22 protein-coding genes are annotated in these 26,516 nt (G+C 49.4%); 6 read left to right on the forward strand and 16 right to left on the reverse strand.

The genetic code is table 11. From position 1 onward, the window contains the following. Positions 1-101: 101 nt before the first annotated feature. The 5 genes from ilvB to ACTJJS_RS21020 all read right to left on the reverse strand — a co-directional run bounded on the left by ilvB (position 102) and on the right by ACTJJS_RS21020 (position 7,138). Positions 102-1,850: a biosynthetic-type acetolactate synthase large subunit gene (gene ilvB / locus ACTJJS_RS21000; RefSeq protein WP_440665119.1), complete on the reverse strand. Its 1,749-nt coding sequence runs from the start codon at positions 1,848-1,850 to the stop codon at positions 102-104. Next, positions 1,816-3,495 carry a dihydroxy-acid dehydratase gene (ilvD, locus tag ACTJJS_RS21005; protein WP_440665120.1) on the reverse strand — a complete coding sequence of 560 codons (1,680 nt, stop codon included), beginning with the start codon at positions 3,493-3,495 and terminating at the stop codon, positions 1,816-1,818. The genes ilvB and ilvD overlap by 35 nt, the downstream gene beginning before the upstream one ends. A gap of 254 nt (positions 3,496-3,749) precedes the next feature. Next, positions 3,750-4,652 (reverse strand): branched-chain amino acid transaminase, encoded by a 903-nt coding sequence (locus ACTJJS_RS21010; RefSeq protein WP_440665121.1) that lies wholly within the window; start codon positions 4,650-4,652, stop codon positions 3,750-3,752. 501 nt (positions 4,653-5,153) lie between these two features. After that, positions 5,154-6,245, reverse strand: a complete 1,092-nt coding sequence (locus ACTJJS_RS21015; protein ID WP_440665122.1) for a phosphotransferase enzyme family protein — start codon at positions 6,243-6,245, stop codon at positions 5,154-5,156. Further along, on the reverse strand, positions 6,236-7,138 hold the full coding sequence (locus ACTJJS_RS21020; RefSeq protein WP_168872023.1) for a nucleotidyltransferase family protein: 903 nt from the start codon (positions 7,136-7,138) through the stop codon (positions 6,236-6,238). The genes ACTJJS_RS21015 and ACTJJS_RS21020 overlap by 10 nt, the downstream gene beginning before the upstream one ends. Before the next feature lie 131 nt (positions 7,139-7,269). Here ACTJJS_RS21020 and ACTJJS_RS21025 point away from each other — a divergent pair, with 131 nt between their 5' ends. The 3 genes from ACTJJS_RS21025 to ACTJJS_RS21035 all read left to right on the forward strand — a co-directional run bounded on the left by ACTJJS_RS21025 (position 7,270) and on the right by ACTJJS_RS21035 (position 10,586). Continuing rightward, positions 7,270-8,610, forward strand: a complete 1,341-nt coding sequence (locus tag ACTJJS_RS21025) for an alpha-L-fucosidase (protein ID WP_440665123.1) — start codon at positions 7,270-7,272, stop codon at positions 8,608-8,610. A 310-nt stretch (positions 8,611-8,920) separates the two neighbouring features. Beyond that, entirely contained in the window at positions 8,921-9,799 is an 879-nt protein-coding gene (locus ACTJJS_RS21030; protein WP_440665124.1) for a 1-aminocyclopropane-1-carboxylate deaminase/D-cysteine desulfhydrase, read from the forward strand. A gap of 67 nt (positions 9,800-9,866) precedes the next feature. After that, on the forward strand, positions 9,867-10,586 hold the full coding sequence (locus tag ACTJJS_RS21035) for a hypothetical protein (protein ID WP_440665125.1): 720 nt from the start codon (positions 9,867-9,869) through the stop codon (positions 10,584-10,586). Positions 10,587-10,695: 109 nt separating this feature from the next. On the opposite strand, the gene lipB is transcribed toward ACTJJS_RS21035, so the two are convergent. Continuing rightward, positions 10,696-11,394, reverse strand: a complete 699-nt coding sequence (lipB, locus tag ACTJJS_RS21040; RefSeq protein WP_168872019.1) for a lipoyl(octanoyl) transferase LipB — start codon at positions 11,392-11,394, stop codon at positions 10,696-10,698. Positions 11,395-11,783: 389 nt separating this feature from the next. Here lipB and ACTJJS_RS21045 point away from each other — a divergent pair, with 389 nt between their 5' ends. Further along, positions 11,784-12,878 (forward strand): RluA family pseudouridine synthase, encoded by a 1,095-nt coding sequence (locus tag ACTJJS_RS21045; protein ID WP_168872018.1) that lies wholly within the window; start codon positions 11,784-11,786, stop codon positions 12,876-12,878. 114 nt (positions 12,879-12,992) lie between these two features. Continuing rightward, entirely contained in the window at positions 12,993-14,657 is a 1,665-nt protein-coding gene (locus ACTJJS_RS21050; RefSeq protein ID WP_440665126.1) for a gliding motility-associated C-terminal domain-containing protein, read from the forward strand. Here ACTJJS_RS21050 and ACTJJS_RS21055 read toward each other — a convergent pair whose 3' ends face one another. From ACTJJS_RS21055 to ACTJJS_RS21095, 9 genes are all read right to left on the reverse strand, one after another. Continuing rightward, positions 14,658-15,608 carry a hypothetical protein gene (locus ACTJJS_RS21055; protein ID WP_440665127.1) on the reverse strand — a complete coding sequence of 317 codons (951 nt, stop codon included), beginning with the start codon at positions 15,606-15,608 and terminating at the stop codon, positions 14,658-14,660. 153 nt (positions 15,609-15,761) lie between these two features. Further along, the gene (locus ACTJJS_RS21060) at positions 15,762-16,634 is read right to left on the reverse strand and encodes an anti-sigma factor (protein ID WP_440665128.1); all 873 of its coding nucleotides are present in this window, start codon (positions 16,632-16,634) and stop codon (positions 15,762-15,764) included. Between the two features lie 9 nt (positions 16,635-16,643). Then, positions 16,644-17,192: an RNA polymerase sigma factor gene (locus tag ACTJJS_RS21065; protein ID WP_440665129.1), complete on the reverse strand. Its 549-nt coding sequence runs from the start codon at positions 17,190-17,192 to the stop codon at positions 16,644-16,646. A gap of 207 nt (positions 17,193-17,399) precedes the next feature. Then, complete coding sequence (locus ACTJJS_RS21070) at positions 17,400-18,278, reverse strand: anti-sigma factor (protein WP_440665130.1); 879 nt, start codon at positions 18,276-18,278, stop codon at positions 17,400-17,402. A gap of 6 nt (positions 18,279-18,284) precedes the next feature. Next, positions 18,285-18,836 (reverse strand): RNA polymerase sigma factor, encoded by a 552-nt coding sequence (locus tag ACTJJS_RS21075; protein ID WP_168872012.1) that lies wholly within the window; start codon positions 18,834-18,836, stop codon positions 18,285-18,287. Positions 18,837-18,904: 68 nt separating this feature from the next. After that, positions 18,905-19,483, reverse strand: coding sequence for a peptide deformylase (gene def, locus ACTJJS_RS21080; protein ID WP_168872011.1), 579 nt, complete (start codon positions 19,481-19,483; stop codon positions 18,905-18,907). 138 nt (positions 19,484-19,621) lie between these two features. Next, the gene (gene ruvX, locus ACTJJS_RS21085; protein ID WP_078667251.1) at positions 19,622-20,035 is read right to left on the reverse strand and encodes a Holliday junction resolvase RuvX; all 414 of its coding nucleotides are present in this window, start codon (positions 20,033-20,035) and stop codon (positions 19,622-19,624) included. Positions 20,036-20,168: 133 nt separating this feature from the next. Continuing rightward, on the reverse strand, positions 20,169-21,032 hold the full coding sequence (locus ACTJJS_RS21090; protein WP_440665131.1) for a UbiA-like polyprenyltransferase: 864 nt from the start codon (positions 21,030-21,032) through the stop codon (positions 20,169-20,171). A 51-nt stretch (positions 21,033-21,083) separates the two neighbouring features. After that, positions 21,084-21,626 (reverse strand): RNA methyltransferase, encoded by a 543-nt coding sequence (locus tag ACTJJS_RS21095; protein WP_168872009.1) that lies wholly within the window; start codon positions 21,624-21,626, stop codon positions 21,084-21,086. Between the two features lie 46 nt (positions 21,627-21,672). Between ACTJJS_RS21095 and mutS the strand changes: the two genes are divergently transcribed. Further along, positions 21,673-24,282 carry a DNA mismatch repair protein MutS gene (mutS, locus tag ACTJJS_RS21100; protein WP_440665132.1) on the forward strand — a complete coding sequence of 870 codons (2,610 nt, stop codon included), beginning with the start codon at positions 21,673-21,675 and terminating at the stop codon, positions 24,280-24,282. A gap of 515 nt (positions 24,283-24,797) precedes the next feature. On the opposite strand, the gene ACTJJS_RS21105 is transcribed toward mutS, so the two are convergent. Then, positions 24,798-26,498 (reverse strand): SusD/RagB family nutrient-binding outer membrane lipoprotein, encoded by a 1,701-nt coding sequence (locus tag ACTJJS_RS21105; RefSeq protein WP_168872007.1) that lies wholly within the window; start codon positions 26,496-26,498, stop codon positions 24,798-24,800. Positions 26,499-26,516: the final 18 nt, after the last annotated feature.

Below are 26,516 nucleotides of genomic sequence, written 5' to 3' on the forward strand. Positions count from 1 at the left end.
AGCTTGGGCATCCTCCCTCCTTTTTTCGGCCTTTGGCCGGGCAAAAAGAGAGGCAATTCTTGTAAAAAATTTATTTACTTGTCTGTTATGATCTGGTAGTACTACTCCAGTCTGATAGTGGTAACAGGCGTGCCGGCAGGAATCATCGGGAACACGTTGTCTTCTTTTTCCACCACTACTTCCAGCAGGTAAGCGCCGTCAGTGGCCAGCATTTCATCAATGGCAGCGGAGATATCTTCTCTGGCAGTGACTTTTTTGCCCGGGATAAAAAATCCTTTGGCGATCTGAACGAAGTCGGGGTTGACCATTTCAGTGGAAGAATAACGTTTATCAAAGAACAGCTGCTGCCACTGGCGTACCATGCCGAGGAAGTTGTTGTTCAGGATCACGATCTTCACGCCTATTTTGGATTGGTAAATGGTGCCCAGCTCCTGAAGGGTCATCTGGAAGCAGCCATCACCGATAACCGCCACGACTTCTTTTTCCGGTGTGCCCATTTTAGCGCCCATGGCGGCTGGCAATGAGAAGCCCATGGTGCCCATGCCACCGGAAGTGATGTTGGTATTTGGATTTTTGAAGCGGTAATAACGGGAAGCGATCATCTGGTGCTGCCCTACGTCTGTTACCAGCACCGCTTCTCCTTTTGTTTTTTCAGAGATCAGGCGAACTACTTCCGCCATTTTCAGTTCACCGGTTTCAGGATACAGTTCATTATGCTGAACCTTATCGTATTCCTTTTTGTCGGCAGCCCTGAATTCTGCGAGCCATTCGTCATGTTTAGCGGGCTGTACTTCCTTCAGCAGAGCCTGCAGTGCGGTTTTAGCATCTGCATGCAGGGCTATGTCCGCTTTGATGATTTTATTGATTTCGGCTGCGTCTATTTCGATGTGAATAACTTTTGCGTTGGCCACATAAGTGCTCACGTCACCGGTTACACGGTCATCGAAACGCATGCCTACTGCGATAACGGTATCACATTCACCGGTGAGGATGTTCGGTGCATAGTTGCCGTGCATTCCCAGTAAACCTACGTACAGCGGGTGATCTACCGGAACGGCAGACAAACCGAGCAGTGTAGAAGCCATGGGTATCTGTGCTTTCTCTGCCAGCGCTATCAGTTCTTTCTCAGCACCGGACAACAGTACGCCGTGGCCTACCAGCAGATAAGGTTTCTTTGCCGAGTTGATCAGTGCAGCCGCTTCTTTCACCGCGTCCAGTCTCAATTCCGGCACCGGCTGATAGCTACGTATATGCGTGCACGGTACATACTCATATTCACATTTGCCAACCTGTGCATTTTTGGTGATATCCACCAGCACGGGGCCCGGACGGCCGCTGCGGGCGATATAAAAAGCTTTGGCGATAGCGCCGGGAATATCTTCCTGGCGGGTCACCTGTATATTCCATTTAGTGATAGGCATGGTGATACCGATCACGTCTGTTTCCTGGAAGGCGTCGGTACCCAGCAGGGAAGCAGCCACCTGGCCGGTGATGCATACCATGGGAGTACTGTCCATATAAGCGTCTGCAAGGCCGGTGACCAGGTTGGTAGCGCCCGGGCCGGAGGTGGCGAAGGCCACTCCTACTTTACCGGAGCTGCGGGCATAACCCTGGGCCGCATGTGTAGCACCCTGTTCATGCCTTACCAGGATATGATATACCTGGTCCTGGAAATCATACAGGGCATCATAGATAGGCATGATGGCCCCGCCGGGATAACCGAAGATGGTGTCCACCCCTTCGGCGATGAGGGAACGGATCACAGCTTCTGAGCCGGTAATAACAGGCTTTGCAGACAACCGCTTATCAGCTTTCTCAGCTTTCATCGGTAACACATCCTTCTGTTGCATTTTTAACAAGTTTTGCGTACTTAAATAAGATTCCATTGGATACCTTCAATGCCGGAGCGGTCCACCGGGCCCTGCGGGCAGCCAGTTCTTCGTCGCTCACTTTCATATTGATTGTATTGTTCACTGCATCTATTTCGATGATGTCACCGTCTTCTACCAGCGCGATGTTACCGCCTTCGAATGCTTCCGGTGTAATGTGGCCTACCACGAAACCGTGGGTGCCACCAGAGAAGCGGCCGTCGGTGATCAGTGCCACGCTTTTGCCCAGTCCCACGCCCATGATAGCGCTGGTAGGTTTCAGCATTTCTGGCATACCGGGTGCGCCTTTCGGGCCTACCTGTCGGATCACCACCACATCTCCCTGTTGCACTCTTCCGGACTGGATACCGGCGATGAGCTCAAATTCACCGTCAAACACGCGTGCAGGTCCTGTGAACTGTTCGCCTTCCTTACCGGTGATTTTGGCTACGGAGCCTTTTTCGGCGAGGTTGCCGTATAATATCTGGATATGGCCGCTGGCTTTCAGTGGCTTCTCCGTAGGAACGATAATTTCTTGTTGGCCGAAATCAATATCCGGAACGCTTTCCAGGTTTTCAGCGATGGTTTTGCCGGTCACAGTCATGCAGTGACCATGCAGGAGACCTTGTTTCAGCAGGTATTTCATCACTAAAGGCACGCCACCGATATTGTGGAGGTCTTCCATGAGATATTTACCGCTTGGCTTCAGGTCAGCGATCAGCGGGGTTTTGTCGCTTGACTGCTGGAAATCTTCCAGTGTCAGCGGCACGCCCACGGATTTCGCGATGGCGATAAAGTGCAGTACGGCGTTGGTGCTGCCACCCAGGGCCATGATCACGGTGAGGGCATTTTCAAAAGCCTCTTTGGTCATGATGTCCCTTGGTTTAATATCTTTTTCCAGGAGCAGGCGGATGTATTTGCCGGCGTTGGCGCATTCTTCCTTCTTTTCCTTGCTCAATGCGGGGCTGGATGAGCTGTAAGGCAGGCTCATACCTAATGCTTCGATAGCGGAAGACATGGTATTGGCCGTGTACATACCGCCGCAGGCGCCGGCGCCGGGGCAGGAGTTTTGTACGATGCCTTTAAAGTCGCCTTCGTCAAGCTTGCCGGCCATTTTCTGGCCCAGCGCTTCGAAAGCGGAGATAATGTTCAGGTCCTGTCCTTTGTATTTACCGGGTGCGATGGTACCGCCGTACACCATGATGGACGGGCGGTTGAGGCGGCCCATGGCCATCAGGGAGCCGGGCATGTTTTTGTCACAGCCGGGCACGGTGATGAGCGCATCGTAGTACTGCGCCCCACAAACAGTTTCAATGGAATCAGCGATCAGATCGCGGCTTACCAGGGAGTAGCGCATACCGGGCGTACCGTTGCTCATGCCGTCGCTGACGCCGATGGTGTGGAATGTCAGGCCGACGAGGTCGTTGGCCCAGACGCTTTTTTTCACATCCTGTGCAAGGTCATTGAGGTGCATATTACAGGTATTGCCATCATAGCCCATGGAGGCGATGCCGACCTGCGCTTTCTTCAGGTCTTCTTCAGTGAGGCCGATACCGTAGAGCTGTGCCTGCGCAGCGGGCTGCGTAGGGTCCTGTGTAATCGTTTTGCTGTATTTGTTTAATTCCATTGCTGTTGTTATTACCCGGATTACCAGCTGTTTATAGTAATCCTATTTTAAAAATCCATCACAAATTACCCGGTGAGGCCGGCAAATTCAAACCAAATATTTTCGGTAAACCGGTCTTCAAATCTGCCTATGGTTCTTTCAAACCCTTTACTGTTGCGGATTCTCTGTTTTTCGTTTTACAAAGTTCAAGGGAAGCTTTTAGTTTTTAGCTGTCAGCATTTAGCAACTGACAGCTAAAATACTAACAGCTACTGCTATGCGAACTGTGCTTCGCGCTGGAAGGTTTTGTCGAGCACTTTCGCTTTATATGCCTGTTGTAATACTTTTCCGAGGGAAGAAGCCCATGGTTTGCCGAAAGCCTGTCCATCGATAGATTCGAGGCCTACTACTTCCGCAGCGGTACCGCAGAAGAAGGCAGCGTCAGCTTGTTTTAATTCATCGATGGTGAACAGTTTTTCTTCGATCGGGATTTGCAGTTCGTGGCAAAGTTCGATAACGGTGGCGCGGGTAATGCCGGGGAGAATGTTACCGGGAGGGGGAGTGAAGATCTTTCCGTCTTTTTCAAAGAAGATGTTAGCACCGGGGCCTTCCGCAACATTACCATTCATATCCAGCAACAGTGCTTCGTCGTATCCTTTTTGTTTTGCTTCCTGTGAGGCCAGTATCGAGTTTACGTACAGGCCGGCCGATTTGGATTCTATCTGGAACGCCTTCGGGTTCGGTCTTTCATAAGAGGAAGTCATGATGCGGAGAAGTTTTTCACCGAGGTAAGCGCCCCATTCCCATGCGCAGATGAGTATATTGGATTCGCTCGCTGCTTTCAGGGTCATGTTCGGCGGACAGAACACCAGCGGACGGATGTAGGCTTCCTCCATGTTGTTCATCTCCAGCACTTTGTAACAGGCCGCGATCAGTTCTTCATTGTCGAATTTGTAAGGGATGTGGATCAGTTCGCAGGAGCGCTTCAGGCGGTCGAAGTGTTCCTTCGCTTTAAAGATCTTTACTTCTCCGTTGGCTGTTTTATAAGCGCGGATACCTTCAAATACGGCGTAACCGTAGTGGAGCGATTGACCGAAAAGGTCTGTGGTGGCGGCTGTTGCTTTCAGATACTGACCGTCGAGATAAAGAAAGGTGTCGTTGTTGTAATAGCTATACATAAAATTGAATTATTAGCGTCAAACTGTAGTGGTCAAAAAAAAAGCCTTCCTCTTTGCGGAGGAAGGCGTATATCGATTTTGATTATGCACGTGTACCTATCCTCCGAAATGGTGGCTAATAATGACAACGACGATAATCACGACCTTCGTGATAGCCCAGTTGAGCTGAGGTACGATGTGATTAAGTTTTATATTGTCTTTATTTACCCACATAAGGAGGTGATGATTGTTTGTATCAGTACAAATGTATTCGTGAAAAAAATAAAAAACAACAAAGGGCAAAATATTTCGTCAAAAATTAATCCCTTTATATGTTTTTGAAAATATTCAAAAAAAGAAGTCGATTATTAATTCATTTCTAACAAATTACTAAAACCGGTTATCAAATACTAACAACCAACTGATACCGGAAAGCAGGAAGAAACGGTAAAGGCGGTAAAAAAAATCCCGGTGCGGAAAAGCACCGGGACTTTGAATGATTTCATTTGATTGTTCACTAGTCTAAACCTGTTCACCGACATGGAGGCATTTGTTGATAATAGCCTGCAGGGTGTCTTCTTTTTCGATGAGGCGCTTCAGCAGTACGAGCTGGTTATGTGCGCGATCAAAGTTGTGCCGGGCGTACTTGATCGGGTAATACACATCACCGTTGAGATAATCAGTGATGAAGCGGATACCCTGCATGTAGATCATGAACTTTCCTGCAAAGAAGAGTTGTTCTTTTTCCACTTTGGTCAAAGTGCCGCCTGTTTCTTCGAGATATCCCTGCATGAGGGCTTCAAAGTATTCATCGCGGATAACGATCTGGCTTACATCAGGCTCTTCTTCGGAAACGGGGCAGACATAGGTGCGTACCATGTCTCCGAGGTCTGAGATGATTTTTCCCGGCATCAGTGTATCCAGGTCACAAACGCAGATACCTTCATATGTGTCTTTGTTGAGCAGCACATTATTGATTTTGGTATCATGGTGCATCAGATGGTCCCTGAATTCGGGATTGGTTTTCAGCTGTTCGTACGTGACTGCGATGTCAGAGTAGCGGAGGAATTCGTCAATCAGCTCTTCTGCTGCTGCCTTTCTGTCTTCCCTGGCATTACGGATGGCTTCCTGAAAAGCGGCATAACGGAGGGTGAGATTGTGAAAGTTCGGAATTGAAGCTTTAAACGGCTTCAGGTCGATGCCCGAAAGGTAACTGGCAAGGCGGCCAAACTGTTTGGCGGCTTCATATGCCTGCTTTGGGTTATCTGCCTGGTCTACCGTCACAGAACCGGCAATAAACGGAATCATGCGCCAGTATTCGTTGTCCATTACAAAGAGCTCTTCCCCGTTGACCGTGGGTATGGGCGTAATGAACAGATACGCCGGATGATGTGTGGCGAGATAATCAGCTGCCATTCTTTGATTAGCGGCTATTATCCCGGGTTCCTTGAATACGTTCACATTGATTTTCTGTAGAACATATTTACTGCCGTCCTCCTTCTTTTCGAGCAGAAAAGTGTTGTTGATGTGTCCTGATCCGAATCTTCGGACGTTTAATCCTTCAGGCTCCAGTCCAAAAGCCTGAAGGATTAATTTGTTGGGTGTTATTTCCATAAATTGTCGGGATATGCTCCGTTTTTAACCAATTCTGACAGACTGGCCTGAACACCGGGTGCATCTTCCTTGTAAGTAACCCCAAACCATTTCGCTGTGGTAGGCAGCACTTTCACCTTGCCCAGGTTACGACGGATAAATTCGTCGGCCACGATCGGAATAAAGAACTCCGATTTAGGATTGGTGCCGTTTTTCTCCAGGAACTCGTTGAACAGCGACTGGCTGATGTCAAATACGCCGGGATGGAAACCCCAGAAGTTCATGGAAACCGGTGTTTCAGCACTCAGCGGGTGTTTGCTGCCATCTGCTTCTTCATAAACGATCTGGCCATTGTCAGTATAAATTTTTGTTCTTTCATTGATGGCTGACAGGAAACCGGCGCCGTCTACCGCGCAAACACCGCGGGACACGGAACCGTGCTCGCTCACTGTTTTGCCCAGCTCATAACCTACTACGCTGTAGATGTCCGCTTTAGCTTCACCCTTCAGGAAAGCAGCCATTTTTACGAAAGCGTCCGCACCGTAAAAATCATCTGCATTGATCACTGCAAAAGGTTCATTAATAGCGTTTTTGGCGCACAGAATAGCATGCGCAGTGCCCCAGGGCTTGGTACGATCGGCCGGGATCGGGTAACCGCCGGTGAAAGAGTCCATGTTCTGAAACACGTAATCCGTAGCCACACGGCCTTTGAGCTTAGGTTCAAAGATCTCTTTAAACTCAGTGGCAAAATTTTCCCGGATAATAAATACGATCTTGCCAAAGCCAGCACGGATAGCATCGTAAATAGAGTAGTCAATGATAGTCTCTCCACTGGGCCCGAAAGCCTGGATTTGCTTCAAACTGCCATATCGACTGGCCATACCGGCCGCTAAAATCAATAAAGTCGGTTGCATTTTTTTGATATTATTTTATAATTTTCAATGGTTTACCTGAAAATATCGGCGTTAAATATAATCATTAAACCTATTTTCACGCTTTCTTTTTGTGGACAACACATATTTTAATGATTAATCTAAACGGAACAATGAAAAGACTACTTGTGCTGGGAGCCTGTGCCATGCAGCTTTCTATGACCGCTCATGCGCAACAGAAAACCAATCCGGACGACATCAAAGACAAAATGCAGTGGTTTGCCGACGCCAAACTGGGCATCTTCATCCACTGGGGCATTTATTCGGTAAAAGGAATTGATGAATCCTGGTCATTCCACAACAAAAAAATCTCCTACCCCGATTACATGCAGCAGCTCAAAGGCTTCACTGCCAGTAATTACAACCCGCAGGAATGGGCCGACCTTATCAGGGAATCCGGCGCCCGCTACGCGGTCGTCACCACCAAACACCATGATGGCGTGGCTTTGTGGGACAGCAAATACAGTAAGCTCGATGTTGTCAACAGCACCCCTGCCAAAAGGGACGTACTGACTCCACTCTACACCGCTTTGCGGCGCGACAGTATCAAATGTGGTGCCTATTTTTCGTTGATCGATTGGAGTTATGCCGATTATCCACAATTCCTGAAAGACAGCAACCGCTATGATATCAAGACACAACCCGCACGCTGGCAGCGTTTCCTGAAATACTACGAAGGCCAGATGGAAGAAGTGATGACCAAATTCAACCCCGATCTCTGGTGGTTTGATGGCGACTGGGAACACTCCGCAGAAGAATGGGAAGCCGGCAAAATGCGTAAAATGCTCACCACCCATAACCCCAACACCATCATCAACGGGCGTTTACAAGGCTATGGCGATTATGACACACCGGAACAGAACTTCCCCGTTACCCGCCCACACTACCACTGGTGGGAACTGTGCATGACCATCAACAACAACTGGGGATGGCAGCCACAAGACACCAACTGGAAAACACCGTTCGAAATCATCACCATCTTCGTGGACGCAGTGGCCAACGGCGGTAACCTCCTCCTCGATATCGGACCTAAAGCAGATGGCACCATCCCGGCAGAAGAAGTAAACATCCTGAAAGAACTGGGAGCCTGGAACAAAAAGAACGGTGAAGCCGTTTTTAACACCATCGCCGGACTGCCACTGGGCCACTTCTACGGCCCTACCACCCTCTCCAAAGACTCCAGCACCCTGTACCTCTTCCTGCCCGGCAAAACCAGCGGACAAGTGATGATCAAAGGCCTGAGCAACAAAATAGAAGAGATCAGCGTAGTAGGCAATGGCGCCAAACTGGATCATAAAGTAGTCGGCAAAATCTCCTGGAGCCCCGTGCCCGGCCTCGTTTACATCGATGTGCCCGAAAACGTGCAGGATAAATATGTCACTGTACTGAAAGTGAAACTGGATAAACCAGTTAAGCTGTACCGCGGCAAAGGCGGATTTCTGACGAATGAATAATCATTATTTTTGTCCCCAGGGCTGAAGCCCTGGGCTACGTTTTGTTTCAGGCTTTCCGGGAATACAGGTTCCAGAACTTAGGGTTTTACTTTCTAATGTAATATAGAAAGGCTTAAAGTCGTTAGTGACAGACATGGGCTATAACAGCTGAAGCGCAGGGGCTCTGCTTTCTGAAATATCAAGTCATCAACGATGGCATTCATCCACTGATGAGCATGAAAGGCTTAAAGCCATTAATTTTAGACATACTCTGTAAAACAGACCTAAAACACAACGTAGCCCAGGGCTTCAGCCCTGGGAATTTTGGCAGATGAACACCGGAAATATCACGTTAGACACGCTTGCCCCTTCCTGGCTGCCGGAGCAGCTGGAAGCGTCCATACTGCGGCTGGACAAGCTGGACCCGGACATCTCCGGCAATAAATGGTTTAAGCTGAAGTACAACCTGGAAGCTGCGCGTAGCGAGGGCAGGCAGCACATCCTTACTTTTGGCGGGGCTTATTCCAATCATATCGCCGCCACGGCCGCAGCGTGCCGGGAGGCAGGATTTCGCTGCACCGGTATCATCCGGGGCGAACGACCTCCGGTATTGAGCCATACGCTGCAAACGGCGCAGGACATGGGCATGCAGCTGGAGTTTATCAGTCGCGAAGCTTACCGCGACAGTCGCCTGTCTTTTGAAAACCGTCCGGACACCTACATTATTCCGGAAGGCGGGCACAACGCCGCAGGCGCCCGTGGCTGTGAAGAGATACTCTCGCTCTTTCCTACAGCCCGTTTCACGCATATCCTTTGTGCCGTGGGGACAGGCACTACGCTTGCCGGCCTTATCAACAGCGCTGCAGCCACACAGACCGTTACCGGTATTTCAGTATTGAAAGGCGCCAGATATCTTGAAGCTGAGGTCAAAGCGCTGCTACGCCCCGGTCAAACCAGCCACTGGCAATTGTTACACGACTTTCACGGAGGCGGTTATGCGAAGGTAAAACCTGCACTTATAGATTTTATCAATACTTTTTTTGCAGAAACCGGTATTCCGACAGATATCATTTACACCGGAAAACTTGTCAAGGCTTTCCGTGAATTAATCCATCAGCGCTACTTTGCTGATAATAGCAAAGTATTATTAATACATACCGGCGGACTGCAAGGCAATCTTTCCCTCCCTCCGGGCGTTCTTTCCCTGTAAAAACTGTTCATTATATTTGAATGGTAGTGTATTTTTGCCAACTTTAAGAGCTCACGGATTTTTTTGTATGAAGCAGGTCGCGCGTTTAACATTCGCCATAGGATTTTTTTTATCGATAGCACTCGCAGGTAAGGGCCAGGAAATGCTGCCCCCGGTATTACCTGATTTTTCGGCCACCATTAAAACCGGTAAAATTCAGTTGGACTGGATATCCGGGTTCATGGAGGTAAAAGAGATCGGCATTCAACGTTCACTGGACAGCGTGCTGAACTTTAATACCATCGGCTACGCCAGCTATCCTACGCAAACACGGAATGTGTACCTGGACAACAAACCGTTGCCCGGCAATAACTATTACCGTCTTTTCATCCTGTTCAACAACGGGCGGTTCATCTATAGTAAAACCCTGCTGGCCCTGCCCGACAGCACCATCAGGTCTGATATGAAACTGCAGTACGCAGACATCAAGGATGCTGCCCGCAATCCCAACAAGCCAGATGAGAACAAGGAGCCCAAAGTGGTATGGCACCCCTCCAACTATATTTACACCACCGCTGATGGCAACGTCAACATCAAACTGAATGACGCGCCGCAGAAAAGATATTCCGTCAAATTCTTTGAGCCTAATGGCACCTTCCTGTTTGAGATAGAACAGGTGAAAGGGCCTTCCCTCATTCTGGAAAAAGCCATTTTCATGCATGCCGGCTGGTTCAATTTTGAACTGTTTGAAGATGGCCGCCTGAAAGAGAAATGGAACTTTTTTATTCCATTGAACTACCGCATGTAATTTGACTATTTAACTATTTGATTATTTTGTTAATGAAAAAGCCTCGGAGATGATACATCTCCGAGGCTTTTTCATTACAAAACAGTTAAATATCGAAATAGCCAAATGACTAAATGATGGCGGCGCCAAATACTTCAGCAAAATGTTTTTTCAGCTTCGCCTTCACTTCCTCTTCCGGCACCTGGCGGCCCAATTCCTTGTCCAGTGAAGCCACTTGTTTATCTGCGATACCGCATGCAATGATGTTATCGAAGTAATGCATATGTGTATTCACATTGAGGGCAAAGCCGTGCATGGTGACCCAGCGGCTGCAGCGTACGCCCATGGCACAGATTTTACGGGCTTTGGCTTTATCGTGCGGATCGAGCCATACACCTGTTTCTCCAGGTGACCGGTCGCCGGTGACACCATATTCCGCCAACGTGCGGATCACTACCTCTTCAAGGTAACGCAGGTATTTGCCGATATCCGTGAAAAAATTTTCGAGGTCGATGATGGGATACCCCACTATCTGGCCGGGACCGTGGAAGGTAATGTCGCCACCGCGGTTGGTCGGCACGAAGCCTATCCCCTGTTGCTGCAACTCTTCCTGGCTCAGCAGCAGATTTTCCATGTGCCCGCTTTTACCCAGCGTATATACCGGGGGATGTTCACAGAAAAGAAGGTAGTTGGTGGTTGGTTTCGGCCACTGGTCGGGTGTTTGGGCCTTCAGTTGCACATTTTCCTTCAATAGCTGCTCCTGGTAGTCCCAGGCTTCCTGATAATCTATTTTGCCAAGGTCCCTGACGATAATTTCCTGCTTTTCCATACTGAAAAGTGCTTACACTCCTATGCTTTTTCCGGACTGAATGGTCCACGTTTTAAAGAGAAAAATCTCACCCTGCAAAGATATAAAACAAAGTGCTAAGGCGTATCAATACGGCAGATGATGCCAGGCATTACAGGATGCTCTTCATTGGCCATCCGGAGGCCTGGTGAAGGCCCCAGGCTCCCCCCGACCTGCCGCAGATGTCATTTTTCTGTAATGTCCGGCCGGGGACAGGCCTCCCCGGCTTATTTGCCGGAAGGCTGTTATCACCAGCCCTGTTGAGGACCTGTAATATATCCGCTCTTTTTGCGTGCTTAATAAAATACACAAGCGCTGTGCCTCAGTGAGCACTACCCGCATTTTATTTACCTTTGCCAAAATTTACTGTAATGGCTGAAGAATTGCTGGAACTGGAAGACGAGCTGGAAAACGGGGAGGGCAGTGAGGAACTGTATGAGAAGATCAACATGGTGGTGGACAAGGGCCAGGAGCCGGTCCGTATCGACAAGTTCCTGACCGCCCGTATTGAAGGCATTACCCGCAACAAGGTCCAGAACGCACTCGACACGGAGATGGTGTTGGTAAACGACAAGCCCGTTAAAGCCAACTACAAGATCAGGCCGCTGGACAGGATCATTGTATTCTCCAACAAAAACCCCGAAAGCACGGAAGTGCTGCCGGAAGAATTACCGCTCAATATCGTTTATGAAGACGATGATGTGTTGATCATCGACAAACCCGCCGGCATGGTGGTACACCCCGGTTGCGGCAATTATACCGGCACGCTGGTCAACGGCCTTTCCTGGTACCTTGGCGATAAAACACAGGCCACCACTCCTGAAATCCCACGTTTCGGGCTGGTGCACCGCATCGATAAAAACACTTCCGGCCTGCTGGTAGTGGCCAAGTCTGAAAAAGCCATGACCGACCTGGCCAAACAGTTTTTTGACCACACCGTTCACCGTCGTTATATAGCCCTGGTATGGGGTGATTTTGAAGAAGACGAAGGCACTGTAGTGGCCCACGTTGGCCGTCACCAGCGCCTGCGCAAGATCATGGACGCCTATCCCGACGGGGAATACGGCAAAGAAGCCATTACGCACTACCGTGTACTGGAACGTTATAACTATGTCACCATGGTAGAGTGCCGCCTTGAAACAGGCCGTACCCACCAGATACGCGTGCATATGCAACATATCGGGCACTCCCTTTTTAATGATGACACCTACGGCGGAAACCGCATCCTGAAAGGGACTATTTTCGCCAAATACAAACAGTTTGTGGAAAACTGCTTTGAGATCATCCCCCGGCATGCGCTCCACGCACAGCAACTGGGCTTTATCCATCCCCGCACCCGCAAACAGATGTACTTTGAAAGCCCGCTGCCAGAGGACTTTACACAGGTGCTGGAGAAATGGCGCCGGTATACTACCGCCAGGCCATTACAGGAAGAAGAAGGCAAACAACAAAAATGGGAAGATTAAAATAATAAAAGCCTCCGCAGACAATGATCTCCGGAGGCTTGTTATTTCACGGCAAATTATTATTATTAATTTATATATTTCGATTATCTTAGCGGCCATTACCATGTCAACAACATGAGAAGCCGCCAAATACGTCGTCCCTTTCGCATTCTGTTTCTGCTGCTGGCCCTGCTGCCGGTTGCCCTAAAAGCCAGAGCCGTCAATCCTTTCACGGCATCGTCCACCTGTGTGCAGGACAGTGTCTTTTTCGTGATCAAACAACCGGCGGGCATCGACTCCGTGAAATGGTATTTCGGCGATCCCCCTTCGGCCCAAAAAGACACATCGAACAAGATAAAAGGCGCTTTTCACGTATACCAGCAAACAGGCACCTACACCGTTACCCTGGTTGCCTGGCGCAATGGCGTACAGGACATCACCACACAACCTGTTACGATCGTCACCCCTGTGATCTATGACTTAGGTCCCCAGGACGTCACGCTTTGTCAGGGTGGCACCATGACCCTTAGCGCGCCCACTATACCCGGCGCTGCTTACCTGTGGCAGGACAGTTCCACCGCCCCTACCATCCTCGTAGATACATCGGCGACCTATAAAGTGAAGATCAACGGCTGCCTGATACCGGATTCTGTCAACGTGTTTTATACCCCCATACCCAAGGTAGACCTTGGCCCAGACCTGGTATTGTGTTCCGGCGAACAGCTGCAGCTCGACGCCACTGCACAGAACTGCACCTACCTCTGGAGCACTGGTAATACCACACCAGTACAGGACGTACGGACTTCCGGCACCTACAAAGTGCGTGTATTCCCGAAAGGATGTGCCGAGATAGATGATGAGATCACCATTACGTTTACCGGTCCGCCCTACCCATTCAGCCTTGGGCCGGACACGTTGCTATGCCCGGGCGAATCCATTACCCTGGCGCCTTCCGTTCCGGAAGCTACCGCCTGGAAATGGAGCAATGGCGCTACTACGCCGTCTATCACGGTCAACTATGAAGCAAATATCTGGGCGCTGGTGGAGATCAATCATATCTGTAATGTGGTAGACACCATTTTTGTGAACTTCAACCGGTTGCGTAAACTCAACCTGGGTAACGATACCACCATTTGCACCGGTAATTTCCTGGTACTGACAGCCGATTTTGGCAATGGTTTATACCGTTGGCAGGACGGTTCCGATCAGGCCACGTATTATGTCACCAAACCCGGCAACTACTTTGTGCATGCACAAATAGGGCGGTGTGAATCATCGGATACCATACACGTGTCTTTTAACGATACATTGCGCGTGAACCTTGGGCCGGACACGCTGCTGTGCCGTGACGAAGTATACCAGATCCCTGTGGTGGGCGCGGGCGGCGCGCCTTTCAAATGGCAGGACAGCACCAGCATACCGCAATACATTGTGCGGCAGCCGGGCATTTATTCGCTGCTTGCCTGGAATGCCTGCGGCAAGAGCGTGGATTCTGTAAAAGTGGATTATCACGATTGTGAGTGCACCGTACATTTCCCGAATGCGTTCACACCCAATGGTGACGGGCGCAATGACTACTTTCGGCCACGGTACCGGTGCCCTATAGAACAATATACCCTGAGCATCTACAACCGGTGGGGTGAGCGGGTGTTTTACACCAATGACCCGCAGATAGGCTGGACCGGCCGCGTGAAAGGCCTCCAGGCAGATCTGGGCACCTATGTATGGATTGTGGACTATCGCGAGGTGTATACCCGTATTCCGGTGCATAAGACCGGTACGGTGACGGTTTTATACTAATTACTCCCCAGCTTTAAAATCATAGAATTTAGCCACAAAAGCGGCTGTTTCCCGCTTTTTGAACGCCACGTCCCAGGTGCCGTTGTAGGTCACCAGCGCGGGTATCAGCAGGCCAAACTGTTTGGTCATCTGTACGTTCATCTTCACGTTGAAGTCGAACAGCATGGTTTTATAGGACAGGGCGTATTTACGGCCTACTATTTCAAAGTTTTCCTTATTGAACCAGGTGATGAGCTCATCTATCACCACATCGCCACGGTCTATCCGGCTGAGGTCCGGCTTCGCTTTGGCGGTAAACACGTAACAGGGTGTTCCGTCCACATAGTTTTCCGCGCTGATGGAGAAGTCGTAGAACCGCATTACATCACGGTCGAAGATGGCCACTTTGGGGCCTACGATAGGCACGCCCTTTACGGGTTTGCCGGGATTGAAGATAAGCTGTTTAAGCTGTGCTTTATGCCGGGCCATGGCGCCGCCTGCGTTTTCGGGCGTTTCGCCGTTGCCGTCCACGCATACGGTACCCTGAGTAAAGAAGAGGTTACCATAGAGTTCAGCTGTATAGTAGTTGTAATTGCCTTTGCGGGTGTAGAAGTCGCCGGTGACCTGCTGGTCGAGCACCTCCATGTTACGGCAGCGGCCTTTTACGTGCTGGGCGGTTTTGCTTTTGAGAGAAGCCTGCACCTGTCCTTTTTTATCGAGGATGCGGATATCATTATCTGCACGAAAGCCTACGATATGCAGGTTTTTGAAGGCGCGGTAGAAGGTGGTGTCTTCTTCCACCCTTTTAATGAAACTATTAACGTCGAAGCCTATACGTTTAGCTTCCACGATCACTTCGTCAAGGTTAACGGTCATTCCCTTGTAGCGGGCGGTGTCCTGGGCGGCCAGGTGTGTCAGTTGCAGGCAGCACGCAACAACGGTTGCGGCTATACTTTTCCAAAAATGAGACATGCCTGCAATTTAGGAAAAAGCTGTAAGCTTTCTGGTGTTAGGAATTCGTTAAAAAAGCAGCGGAGACAACAGGGATGCCGATGGCCCTGCTATCTCCGCTGTAGTCAGTGGTGTAAACGGGCCGGCAGCCGCTGCTGCCGGCGGTTTATGTTATCAGCCCGGGATTTTTCCGGCCACGTACATTTGCTCCATGGTTGGAGAAACGGCGCCACCTTTCTTTTCCAGGGTTACGGCAAACATTTGTGCTTTGCCGGTGATCTTCATTTTCTGCAGGAGGCTTGCGGTATCGCCCATTTCAAACACGCCCATATCCACCGGTTTGCCATCCACGATGGCCCACAGCTGGTATTGTTTGTCTGCGGCCGGTTCTGGCAGGTTGTTGACTTTCAGGTATACCTGTTTGTTATCCTGGTTCCAGAACACCGTCGCTACGGCTGTCGGGAAGGCAGGCGTACCAGGCATGGCCACTTTCATGACTTTCGGGTTTTCCATGATTTCCATGGATTCAGTGAGTTTTTCCAGTCTGGTCTTGTACTCATTGGTTTTGGAGATGATGGAGTTTTGCGACAGGAGCAGCGACTGGTATTTGTCTTTGTACTCCCGGAATTCCTTCCATCGGTTGAAATAAAAAAAGTTGAGGATGACGCTGCCAATAAGCAGTACGGCGGCTGCGGCAGCGATCCATTTCCAGGAAACACCTTTGGTTTCCGGAACGGACAGGACGTTGGTTTGTTCCATGGGCGAGGTTTTAGTGAGTTGTGGTATAGCAGCATTGGTTGTTGCTGTATCCGGTGTAAGGGAATCTGTATGAATGAGGTTTAAGAGGCGTGTTTTGATGCTTTCAGGCGGGGATACGGACTGGAGCTTCACATATTCTTCCATGTTCCGCTGGCAGGTAGCTGCCGCAGCGGCCACTTCGGGGTATTGATGCATGGCAGCCTCCAGCTCCCGGCTTTCCTTTTCGGAAGTCAGGCCGGCAGTATACAATTCTATCAGTCCGGACGATATGATGAATTGGGCGTCCACGCAAAATGTTTATTTGTTCAAAATGTTCCTTAGCTGGATGATGGCATTACGTAGTCTGGTTTTCACCGTACCTAAAGGAATATCGAGTGCCCTGGAAATTTCCTCCTGGGTACAGCCTTTGTAGTAAGCCAGATCGATAAGGGTACGTTGTTCTTTGGTCAGTTTGTCCAGGACTTTGGAGAAACCGAGATGGTCGATGGACTGGTACACGGTTAACGGGCCACCGTTTAGATGTACGTCATCCGTGATGTTTTGGATTTTCTGTTCCAGTTTATATGCTTTGGAGCGAAGCACATCAATGGCCGTGTTGCGGGCGATATTCAGCATCCAGGTAAACAGGCGCCCTTTGTCTTCATTGTACTGGTCCCCATACCGCCATATCTTCAGGAATACGTCCTGCAGTACGTCTATAGCCTGGGTATGGTCATTCAGTACCTTTACGACCACGCCATAGAGAGCAGGCGAATAGTGATCATAGAGGAAACTGAATATTTTCTGGTCACGGGCATGAAGGCCCTGTACCAGTTCTGCTTCTGTGTATGTTACGTGATAATCCAAGACAGACCGCCAGGTTTGGTTGATCGGTGTATTTGGTTGAATTCATTCCATGACATCATAGGTAGCGCCATCTGCGACTTAAAAATCAATATAGACTACCTTGCTAATCCGTGTAAACTGTGCCGAGCGTGTAAACTAATGGTTTTCCGAGGTATTTATTATCAGCAATTTACGGATTAATCAATTACAACCCGTAGTTATTGCTGACTATTTCCGGATTTTGGCAGACAGCTGTAGCTGTTCCATGGTTGGCTGCGTGCTGCCGCCCTCATTCTCGAGTGTGATGGCAAAGCCTTCTGCGGCTTCCGCCGGTTTCATTTGCTGGATTTTTTGTGCCTCCTGTGCGCCGCCCTGGAATACGCCGGCATCCACGAGTTTTTTATTACGGATGGCCCACAATTGATATTGTTTGCCCGCCGGCGGCATGGGCAACGCCTGTGCAATCAGGAAAACGGCCCTGGAAACGGGGTTCCAGCAAACCGTCACAACCTGTCCGGCAGTAGGGCCAAAGCCTTCCAGCTTGATCCATTTGAAAGCCGGGTCTTTGAGCATGTCCAGCTCTTTCTGCAATTCCTGATGAGCAGTAAGCGACTGGCTTTCCTTTTGGGCGTCCAGCTTTTCTTTGGCTGCTACCAGCGACTGATAGCGGCTTTTATAATCTGTAGAGCGACTGAAGAAAAAGAAGTTGAGCACAACGCTTCCCAGGAACAGGAGGATAATAGCCGCTGCTATGTATTTCCAGACTTTTTCAGCAGAAGATTTATGTCCGTTGATACGTTTGACCGGTGTTTCGCGGGAAGTAGCGGCAGGGGCCGGCGCACGCAGGTCTTCCGGCAGGCGGGCATTGCCTTCCGGCGTTTCCTCGTCCCGGATGATATCCAGCAAACGGTCTTTGATGCCTGCCGGCGGTGCCATGGCATATAGCTGTACAAACCGTTCCCTGTCCAGTTGCAATTCCTGGACAGCGGCTTTTACCTGAGGGTATTGTGCGACGATCGTTTCCACCTCGTTTTGTTCTGCATCGGGTAGCAGCCCAAACACATAACTCTCCAGGATACCGGACGATATGTAACGTTGTACATCCACTTTGTACTATAATTGTTTTAATAGGATTCTCAACTGCATAATCGCATTGCGCATTCTGGTCTTCACGGTCCCCAGCGGTATATCCAGGGTTTTGGCAATTTCTTCCTGTGTGCAGCCTTTAAAATAAGCCAGATCAATAATAATACGCTGATCTTTGGGAAGGCCTTCTATCACCTTTGTTAATCCAAGATGATCAACAGACAGGTGTACGGCCAGTTGTGGCTCGTACATCAGATTAGCGCTGGTTACGTCCTGTACTTTTTGATCAAGTTTGTGAGCTTTTGACCTTAAACTGTCGATTGCGGTATTCCTGGCAATGTTGAGCATCCAGGTAAACAGGCGGCCTTTGGAGGGATCGTATCGGTCTATGTTCTTCCAGATCTTAATGAACACTTCCTGGAGCACATCTCCTGCGGAAGCATCATCCGTAACTATTTTGAGTGCCACCCCATACAACGCGGGGGAATAATGGTCATATAAATAACTGAATAACTTTTCATCCCTGGCTTGCAGTCCCTGAATGAGCTCTATTTCAGTATATGATAAGGTAGTTCCCAAAATGGATACGGATGGTTGTCTTTATAATACCAAAATAACGGGTTTTCTTTACATTACAAAATTATTTCCTATTTAGGAAAGGTCATTTTGTAGTCTACCCTTATCTTTCCTTTGGTGATATCATCCAGTTTGCTTTTCAACATCCTGCGTTTCAGCGGCTTGAGATGATCGATGAACAGCTTGCCGTCGATGTGGTCATATTCATGCAGAATGACGCGCGCCGTAACACCGCTGAAGGTTTTTTGCTGAGGTTCAAAATTTTCATTCACATAGGAAAGGGTCACGGTCTCGTCGCGGTATACGTCTTCCCGTACTTTAGGAATGCTCAGGCAACCTTCGTTGTAAGCCCACTCCTTGCCACCGGTTTCCACGATGTGCGCATTGATAAATACTTCCTTCACACCTTCATCTCCCGGATAATCGTTTTTTTCATCGTCTTCCAGGTTATCGATGATCTGTTTGCTGTCTACCACAAACAGACGGATGGATTTGTTTACCTGAGGGGCCGCAATGCCTACTCCGTTGGAGCCGTACATTGTTTCCCACATATTGGCAATAAGTTCCTTCAACTGGGGATAATCGGGCGTAATATCTTCTGCTACTTTTCTCAGTACCGGATGCCCGTATGCAACAATTGGCAATATCATGATCTTGTGCTGTTTTTAATTGATCTGCAAAGGTACGACATTTGGTTATTTTGGTATTTTGATATTTGGCTATTTTAAAGGGTTTCCGCTATTAAATATCTAAATATTAAAATAAAAAATAAATAAATATCTAAGTGCTTAAATTTTATTTTGCAGGTATTCCTGTAAAATGATGGTGGCACTGATTTCGTCCACCAGGCCTTTATTCTGACGGTCCTTTTTCTTCAGGCCGCTGTCAATCATGCTCTGGAAGGCGATTTTAGAAGTAAAACGTTCGTCTACCTTCTTTACCGGCACCTGCGGGAAGTTCTTCCGTAGGATACGGACACACTCTTCCACCAGCGGCGTGGCATGCGTGGCATTCCCATCCAGGTTCTTAGGCTCACCGATGATGATCGCCTCCACTTCTTCCGCCGCGAAATATTTTTTCAGATAAGGAATCAGTTCATGGGTGGGAATGGTGGTAAGTCCACTGGCAATCAGCTGCAACGGGTCGGTCACGGCCAGTCCGGTCCTTTTTTTCCCATAATCAATAGCCATTACACGCGCCATATCATTATCATTTACGGATTTTTTGATTTAGGGATTTCTTGATTTGAGTTTGTTGTGTTGAAATTTGTTGATCCGCCCGGATTTGTGATTGGTTTATCTCCCCCAATCACAAAATTCGTCAATCAAAAAATACCTACATGAGCAGCATGTCTGCGATGACAAAAACGGCAAACACCACGCTGGCGATACCGTTGGTGGTCATAAACATCACGTTCACCCGGCTCAGGTCATTGGGCTTTACCAGCAGGTGCTGGGATATCAGCATGACAATGAACACGGCCGCGCCTATCCAGAACAGCCAGTGATAGTGGCCATATATACCGATGGTGATCACCAGTGCGGCAGCTATCACATGCAGCAGCTCGGAGAAACGCAGGGCACCGGAAAGGCCCAGCCAGGCGGGGATAGAATTCAGCTGTTGGGATTTGTCAAAATCCTCATCCTGTAAGGAATAAATAATATCGAAGCCCGATACCCAGCACAGCACCAGTACAGACACCAACACCGGCAGCAGGGCAAACTCGCCGGTCACGGCCAGGTACGCTCCTATAGGCGCCAGCGACAGGCCCACGCCCAATACCATGTGGCACAGGGCCGTAAAACGTTTGGTATAGCTATATCCCAGTACTACCATCAGCGCAATGGGCGACAGGAAAAAACAAATGCGGTTGATAAACCAGGTCGTCAGCACGAACAACATCACGTTGATCAGGATGAAGAACATGGCATTTTGCGGAGAAATAACACCTGCCGGGATCTCCCTTTTGGCCGTCCGCGGGTTCAGTTTGTCAATGTCCATGTCCAGCCAGCGGTTAAACGCCATGGCGGCGCTGCGGGCAAATACCATGCACAACACCACCAGCCCGAAGGTGGCCCAGCTGAAACTGCCCCCTCCTTTTGTAGTGGCCATAAAATAACCTGTCAGTGCAAACGGCATCGCAAAGATGGTATGACTGAACTTTACCAGCGACAGATACTTGTTAATAGTAGTAATCATATGTAAGCAGTTGAGCTAACAGCTCTTAAATATAATCTTATTGATACTGTATCAATGGCCGGCGGCGGCCTTCAGTTTTACAAAGATATCCCAAACTACAATACCGGTGCTGACAGAAATATTCAGGGAGTGTTTCATGCCTGACTGGGGTATTTCGATGCAGCCGTCCGCCACTTTCATCACCTCACCATCTACCCCGCTCACCTCATTGCCGAACACAAGTGCCACCGGCTGATCTGCGGGAGGGGTAAAAGCATCGAGCATCACGCTGCCGGCGGCCTGTTCAATGGTAAAAACAAGGTAGCCGGCATTTTTTAATGCCTGCACCGCTTCCATTGTAGTTGGGAAATATTGCCAGTCCACGGTCTCGGTGGCGCCAAGCGCCGTTTTGTTGATATCCCGGTGGGGAGGCACGGGCGTATAGCCGCACAGCACGATGCCCTGTAACAGGAAAGCATCAGCGGTACGGAACACTGACCCCACGTTATGCATACTCCGTACATTGTCCAATACCAGTACCACGGGTGTTTTATCTGCCGCCTTGAACTCGTCCACCGTTTTACGGCCCAGTTCATCCATGCTAAGTTTTCTCATGATCTGCAAAGATAACCGGATCGGATGAGTTTTATATATTTGCGCCATGGCAAAAAGTAAATCAGAAGAAACGCCACTGATGCTACAGCATAAGGCTATCAAAGACAAATACCCGGATGCAGTACTTTTATTCCGCGTGGGCGACTTTTACGAGACCTTCAATGAAGACGCCGTGATCGCTTCCCGGGTACTGGGCATTGTGTTAACCAAAAGAGCCAATGGATCTGCTTCTTACGTTGACCTGGCAGGTTTTCCCCATCACTCGCTGGACACCTACCTGCACAAGCTGGTAAAAGCCGGGCACCGTGTGGCCGTCTGCGATCAGCTGGAAGACCCTAAAACCGTTAAAGGCATTGTAAAGCGCGGGGTGACCGAAATGGTGACGCCCGGCGTGGCCGTTAATGACAAACTCCTGGAAAATGCCAGCAACAACTTCCTGGCAGCCGTTCATTTCGATAAAAACGTGACCGGCGTTTCCTTCCTTGATATATCTACCGGCGAATTCATCATCGCCGAAGGCAGCATTGAATATGTGGACAAGCTCCTGCAGAGCTTCCGTCCGGCAGAAGTAGTGTTTGCCCGCCAGCAACAGAAACATTTCAAAGCCACCTTTGGCGGCCGTTTTTATACTTATAACCTCGACGAGTGGATCTTTACCACCCAATATGCAGAAGACATCCTGCTGAAACACTTTGGGACCCACTCCCTCAAAGGGTTTGGCGTGGAAGGTATGAATGCCGCCATCATAGCGGCCGGCGCCACCATGCACTACCTGAAAGACACTGAACACCCGCATCTGCAACATATCACCCGCATGCAGCGTATCAGCCAGGAAGACTTTCTCTGGATGGACCGCTTCACCGTCCGTAACCTGGAGCTGCTGAACAGCAGCGTGGAAAACGGTCATACCCTGCTCAAAGTACTGGACAATACTTCCACGCCGATGGGCGCCCGCCTGCTTAAACGCTGGCTGGTATTCCCACTGCGCGACATCGCCCGGATCAACGAGCGCCTGGACACCGTTACCTTTTTCATTAAAGAAACAGAACTGGCCCAGAAACTGATACATCACCTGAAACTGACCGGCGACCTGGAGAGACTGGTGTCTAAAATCCCGCTGCGTAAAATCAACCCGCGGGAAGTGATGCAGCTGGCCCATTCCCTCGAACAGGTGCAGGCCGTACAAAACCTGCTGTTCAAAAGCGAAAACGACTACCTGTTACGCCTCAACGAAAAACTGGACATCTGTGCTCCCATTCTCAACAAAATACTGAACGAAGTAATGGAAAACCCGCCGGTGTTGGTCAACAAGGGCGGTGTAATCCGCGATGGCGTCAACGCGGAACTGGACGAGCTGCGTGCCATCGCCACCAAAGGCAAGGACTATCTCCTGCAGATTCAACAGAAAGAGTCGGAAGCCACCGGCATCCCGTCCCTGAAGATAGCCTTTAACAATGTTTTCGGCTATTACCTGGAAGTGACCAACACTCATAAGAACAAAGTCCCTGATACCTGGATACGTAAACAAACGCTGGCCAACGCTGAGCGTTACATTACCCCGGAACTGAAAGAATACGAAGATAAGATCGTAGGCGCCGAAGACAAGATACTGGCACTGGAAACGCGGCTGTTCGACGAACTGCTCGCCGCCCTGCAGCCCTTTATTGAGCCGGTGCAGCAGGACGCACAGGTGTTTGCACAGCTCGACTGCCTGCTTTGTTTTGCCCATAACGCCCTGCAATACAAGTACCGCCGGCCGGTAATCACTGACGGTTATCAGCTCGATATCCGGGAAGGCCGCCATCCGGTGATAGAAAAAGGATTGCCCGCAGGTGAAAGTTATGTGGCCAATGACATCCAGCTCAACAAAGACGATCAGCAGATCATTATCCTGACCGGTCCCAACATGAGCGGTAAATCCGCCCTGCTGCGGCAAACCGCCCTGATCACACTGATGGCGCACATGGGCAGCTTCGTGCCCGCTACCAGCGCCGAGATCGGGCTCACAGACAAAATATTCACGCGTGTAGGTGCTTCCGATAACCTGAGCGGCGGTGAATCCACCTTCATGGTAGAAATGAACGAAACCGCCAGTATCATCAACACCATCACGCCCCGCAGCCTGGTGATACTCGATGAAATTGGCCGTGGCACCAGCACCTATGACGGTATCTCCATCGCCTGGAGCATTGTGGAGTACCTGCATGACATGACAGAACATCGACCCAAAACATTGTTTGCCACGCACTATCACGAATTGAACGAGCTGGAAAACAAACATGCGCGGGTAAAAAACTTTCATATCACCAATATGGAGTCCGGCAATAAAATCATCTTCCTGCGCAAACTTGCGCCGGGAGGCAGCCGGCATAGCTTCGGTATACATGTGGCCCGTATGGCCGGCATGCCACCCGAACTGATTAACCGGGCCAATGAAGTACTGGCCAACCTGGAAGAAAAACATATCGACACTTCCTTACAGAAAAACATCAAAAACATTGCGACGCCTACCCAAAAGCTGCAACTCAATATTTTTGATGCGCACAGCGATACATTCCAGCAGATCAGGGAGAAACTGGGAACGGTGGACATCAACAGGCTTACACCGGTGGAAGCACTGCTGAAGCTGAGCGAGATTAAAGAGATGATCAATTAAAAACAGATGCTGGACTGTGGACACAGCCAGCCACATTTATAATCTGATAAGTGATAGTAGCAGCAGCCGGCTACCACCCCGGTGCTGCTATATCTGGTCCTATGCTTGCCAAATTAGGGTTAACGTTACCATGCCGGTCTTTCACCGGACGGTAACCATATAGCGAGTTTCGTTATTTTAATATGATATAATAAATGGTGATTTGCAGTAATGAACATTATTGCCCGGATGCCTTCCGGAAAAAGGATTCAACATTGATCACGAACAATTAATAGCCCAACAACTTAATAAAGATATAATTCACTGACTCTTAAGGGAGTGGTTAAAAACTTCCCAATTACCAAATTTACGGTTTAATAAGAGCCGTATTTGTAGTAGTTCTTCAAAGTCGTAGTCATAATATTGCCAGGCTGTAGAAGTATTACTACAAAAAATGAAAAAGGCGGCTACCCCATATGGGACAGCCGCCTTTCATTTACAGGCAAAGTTGCCGTATATACGTACTTGTTATAATCCTATTTTTTATCCCACCAAACGCGGCCGGTGAAATCGTTGTCGGCGTTGCCGTATTCACCGGTTTGCTGCATTTCGGTGATAGCATTTCTCCAGTTAGTCTGGTTAGCAATGGTTGGCTGTGGCAGGGCCCAGCGGCGAGGAATCACGACAGTCTGGCCGGCCACCTGCATTGGTTCAAACGGCAGGATACCGCCCTCTTTCGGGATACCTGTCCTTTTCCATGCGCCCCATGCTTCCCAGGGGGATTTGAACAGGTTCAGGAAGTTCTGGATATTGATTTTTTCCAGGAGGACATCGTTGGTACCGGTGAAGGCGATCGCATCGTTCGCTATGTATTTTGTTATCGCAGCAGCGTCCAGCGGTGCATAGTCGCGGATTTTAGCTTCGCGGGCCATGTCATCGTATGCTTTGATGGAAGCCTCTACACCGTTGGCATAGTAAGTGGCGGCAGTACCGGAGATAATGCCTCTTACTGCCAGTTCAGCCAGCATGAAACATTGCTCTGCATAGCTCAAAATTGGCTGCGTATAGCGGGCGCCGTTATTGTTGCCATTTTCGGCGTCCAGGTCAAACAGACGGCGTTGTACAGCAGACACGGTATCCACGGTGCGGGTGACTTCCTTGCCGTTGAAGGTCATCGTATAACGTTTTACGTTAAAGATCACAGAATCCGCTTTTACGCTTCTTCTGTCCGGGCTGGCAGGCAGACCGAAATAACGGCGTTCGTTATATTGCATGGAAGGGAAAACGCCACCTTTTACGAGACTGTCCACCAGTTCTTTGGTATAGCTGTTTTTCTCATAGAAGATGCCCAGGCGGGGATCGTTGTTATTGTACATGTAGTCCAGCATGTTTTTGCTGGCAGACAATGGGTTGTTGTCCATTGCCCAGTTACCGGCACGGGCAAAGCTTTGATCAGCGGAGATGAATTTCCATTCATCTGCATTGCTTTCGAAGAGACCATTTTTAACGGCCATTGCGTCTGTAATGATAGCTGTCGCTTTATCCGGTGTCCTTTTCAGCTGGCGCATGGCCAGTTTGATACGAAGTACGTTACCTGCTTTGGCCCATTTGGTGATGTCGCCTGAATAAAAGATTTCAGCGTTACCTGGAGAAGCCTGGCCGGAAAGGCCGCTCTGCAGGGTAGCAACCGCCGCTTTCAGTTCAGCATCCCAAATAGGGAACAGTTTCTCCTGCGTATCGTAGGTAGGTGTATAGTTTGCATCAGAGCGGGACTGGAATGCATTGGTATAAGGTATGCTACCGTTAGCATCGGAAGCTCTCCAGGCGCTGTACACCTTCAGGATTTTGGCGATGGCCAGTACGTTGCCATACTGTGCGCGTTCCGCCTCCGATTTTTTAGCCACTACTGCTTCCATTTCCACCAGGTTACGACCAATGCCTTTATAGAAGGCATTGTAGAAGTCGTTGGTGTTGGTTGGACTGAAAAGGCCGGTGGGAGAAGACCCGGGAGCTGCCACACCAAACTGCATCCACTTCATCTGATAGGTGTATGCATCATAGAACCAGTCAAAGTCACGGTCTACAATACCTTTTTCAGACTGGGTGATCAACATTTCCGGTGGTACGTCCTGGCTTACCTGCGGATTGGTGTTGAGATCTTCAAAGTTTTTGGTACAGGCGCTCAGCATCATACCAGCTACTGCTACGCCTAATCCCCATTTATTTACATTTTTCATGTTTGTCAATTGTTAAAC

This window comes from Chitinophaga sp. 22308 (genome assembly GCF_052045305.1).
Taxonomy (GTDB): Bacteria; Bacteroidota; Bacteroidia; order Chitinophagales; family Chitinophagaceae; genus Chitinophaga; species Chitinophaga varians_A.

Coding starts and splice junctions, on each gene's coding strand:
- ilvB (WP_440665119.1), bottom strand. CDS start 1,850: ATGCAACAGAAGGATGTGTTACCGATGAAAGCTGAGAAAGCTGATAAG.
- ilvD (WP_440665120.1), bottom strand. CDS start 3,495: ATGGAATTAAACAAATACAGCAAAACGATTACACAGGACCCTACGCAG.
- ACTJJS_RS21010 (WP_440665121.1), bottom strand. CDS start 4,652: ATGTATAGCTATTACAACAACGACACCTTTCTTTATCTCGACGGTCAG.
- ACTJJS_RS21015 (WP_440665122.1), bottom strand. CDS start 6,245: ATGGAAATAACACCCAACAAATTAATCCTTCAGGCTTTTGGACTGGAG.
- ACTJJS_RS21020 (WP_168872023.1), bottom strand. CDS start 7,138: ATGCAACCGACTTTATTGATTTTAGCGGCCGGTATGGCCAGTCGATAT.
- ACTJJS_RS21025 (WP_440665123.1), top strand. CDS start 7,270: ATGAAAAGACTACTTGTGCTGGGAGCCTGTGCCATGCAGCTTTCTATG.
- ACTJJS_RS21030 (WP_440665124.1), top strand. CDS start 8,921: ATGAACACCGGAAATATCACGTTAGACACGCTTGCCCCTTCCTGGCTG.
- ACTJJS_RS21035 (WP_440665125.1), top strand. CDS start 9,867: ATGAAGCAGGTCGCGCGTTTAACATTCGCCATAGGATTTTTTTTATCG.
- lipB (WP_168872019.1), bottom strand. CDS start 11,394: ATGGAAAAGCAGGAAATTATCGTCAGGGACCTTGGCAAAATAGATTAT.
- ACTJJS_RS21045 (WP_168872018.1), top strand. CDS start 11,784: ATGGCTGAAGAATTGCTGGAACTGGAAGACGAGCTGGAAAACGGGGAG.
- ACTJJS_RS21050 (WP_440665126.1), top strand. CDS start 12,993: ATGAGAAGCCGCCAAATACGTCGTCCCTTTCGCATTCTGTTTCTGCTG.
- ACTJJS_RS21055 (WP_440665127.1), bottom strand. CDS start 15,608: ATGTCTCATTTTTGGAAAAGTATAGCCGCAACCGTTGTTGCGTGCTGC.
- def (WP_168872011.1), bottom strand. CDS start 19,483: ATGATATTGCCAATTGTTGCATACGGGCATCCGGTACTGAGAAAAGTA.
- ruvX (WP_078667251.1), bottom strand. CDS start 20,035: ATGGCGCGTGTAATGGCTATTGATTATGGGAAAAAAAGGACCGGACTG.
- ACTJJS_RS21090 (WP_440665131.1), bottom strand. CDS start 21,032: ATGATTACTACTATTAACAAGTATCTGTCGCTGGTAAAGTTCAGTCAT.
- ACTJJS_RS21095 (WP_168872009.1), bottom strand. CDS start 21,626: ATGAGAAAACTTAGCATGGATGAACTGGGCCGTAAAACGGTGGACGAG.
- mutS (WP_440665132.1), top strand. CDS start 21,673: ATGGCAAAAAGTAAATCAGAAGAAACGCCACTGATGCTACAGCATAAG.
- ACTJJS_RS21105 (WP_168872007.1), bottom strand. CDS start 26,498: ATGAAAAATGTAAATAAATGGGGATTAGGCGTAGCAGTAGCTGGTATG.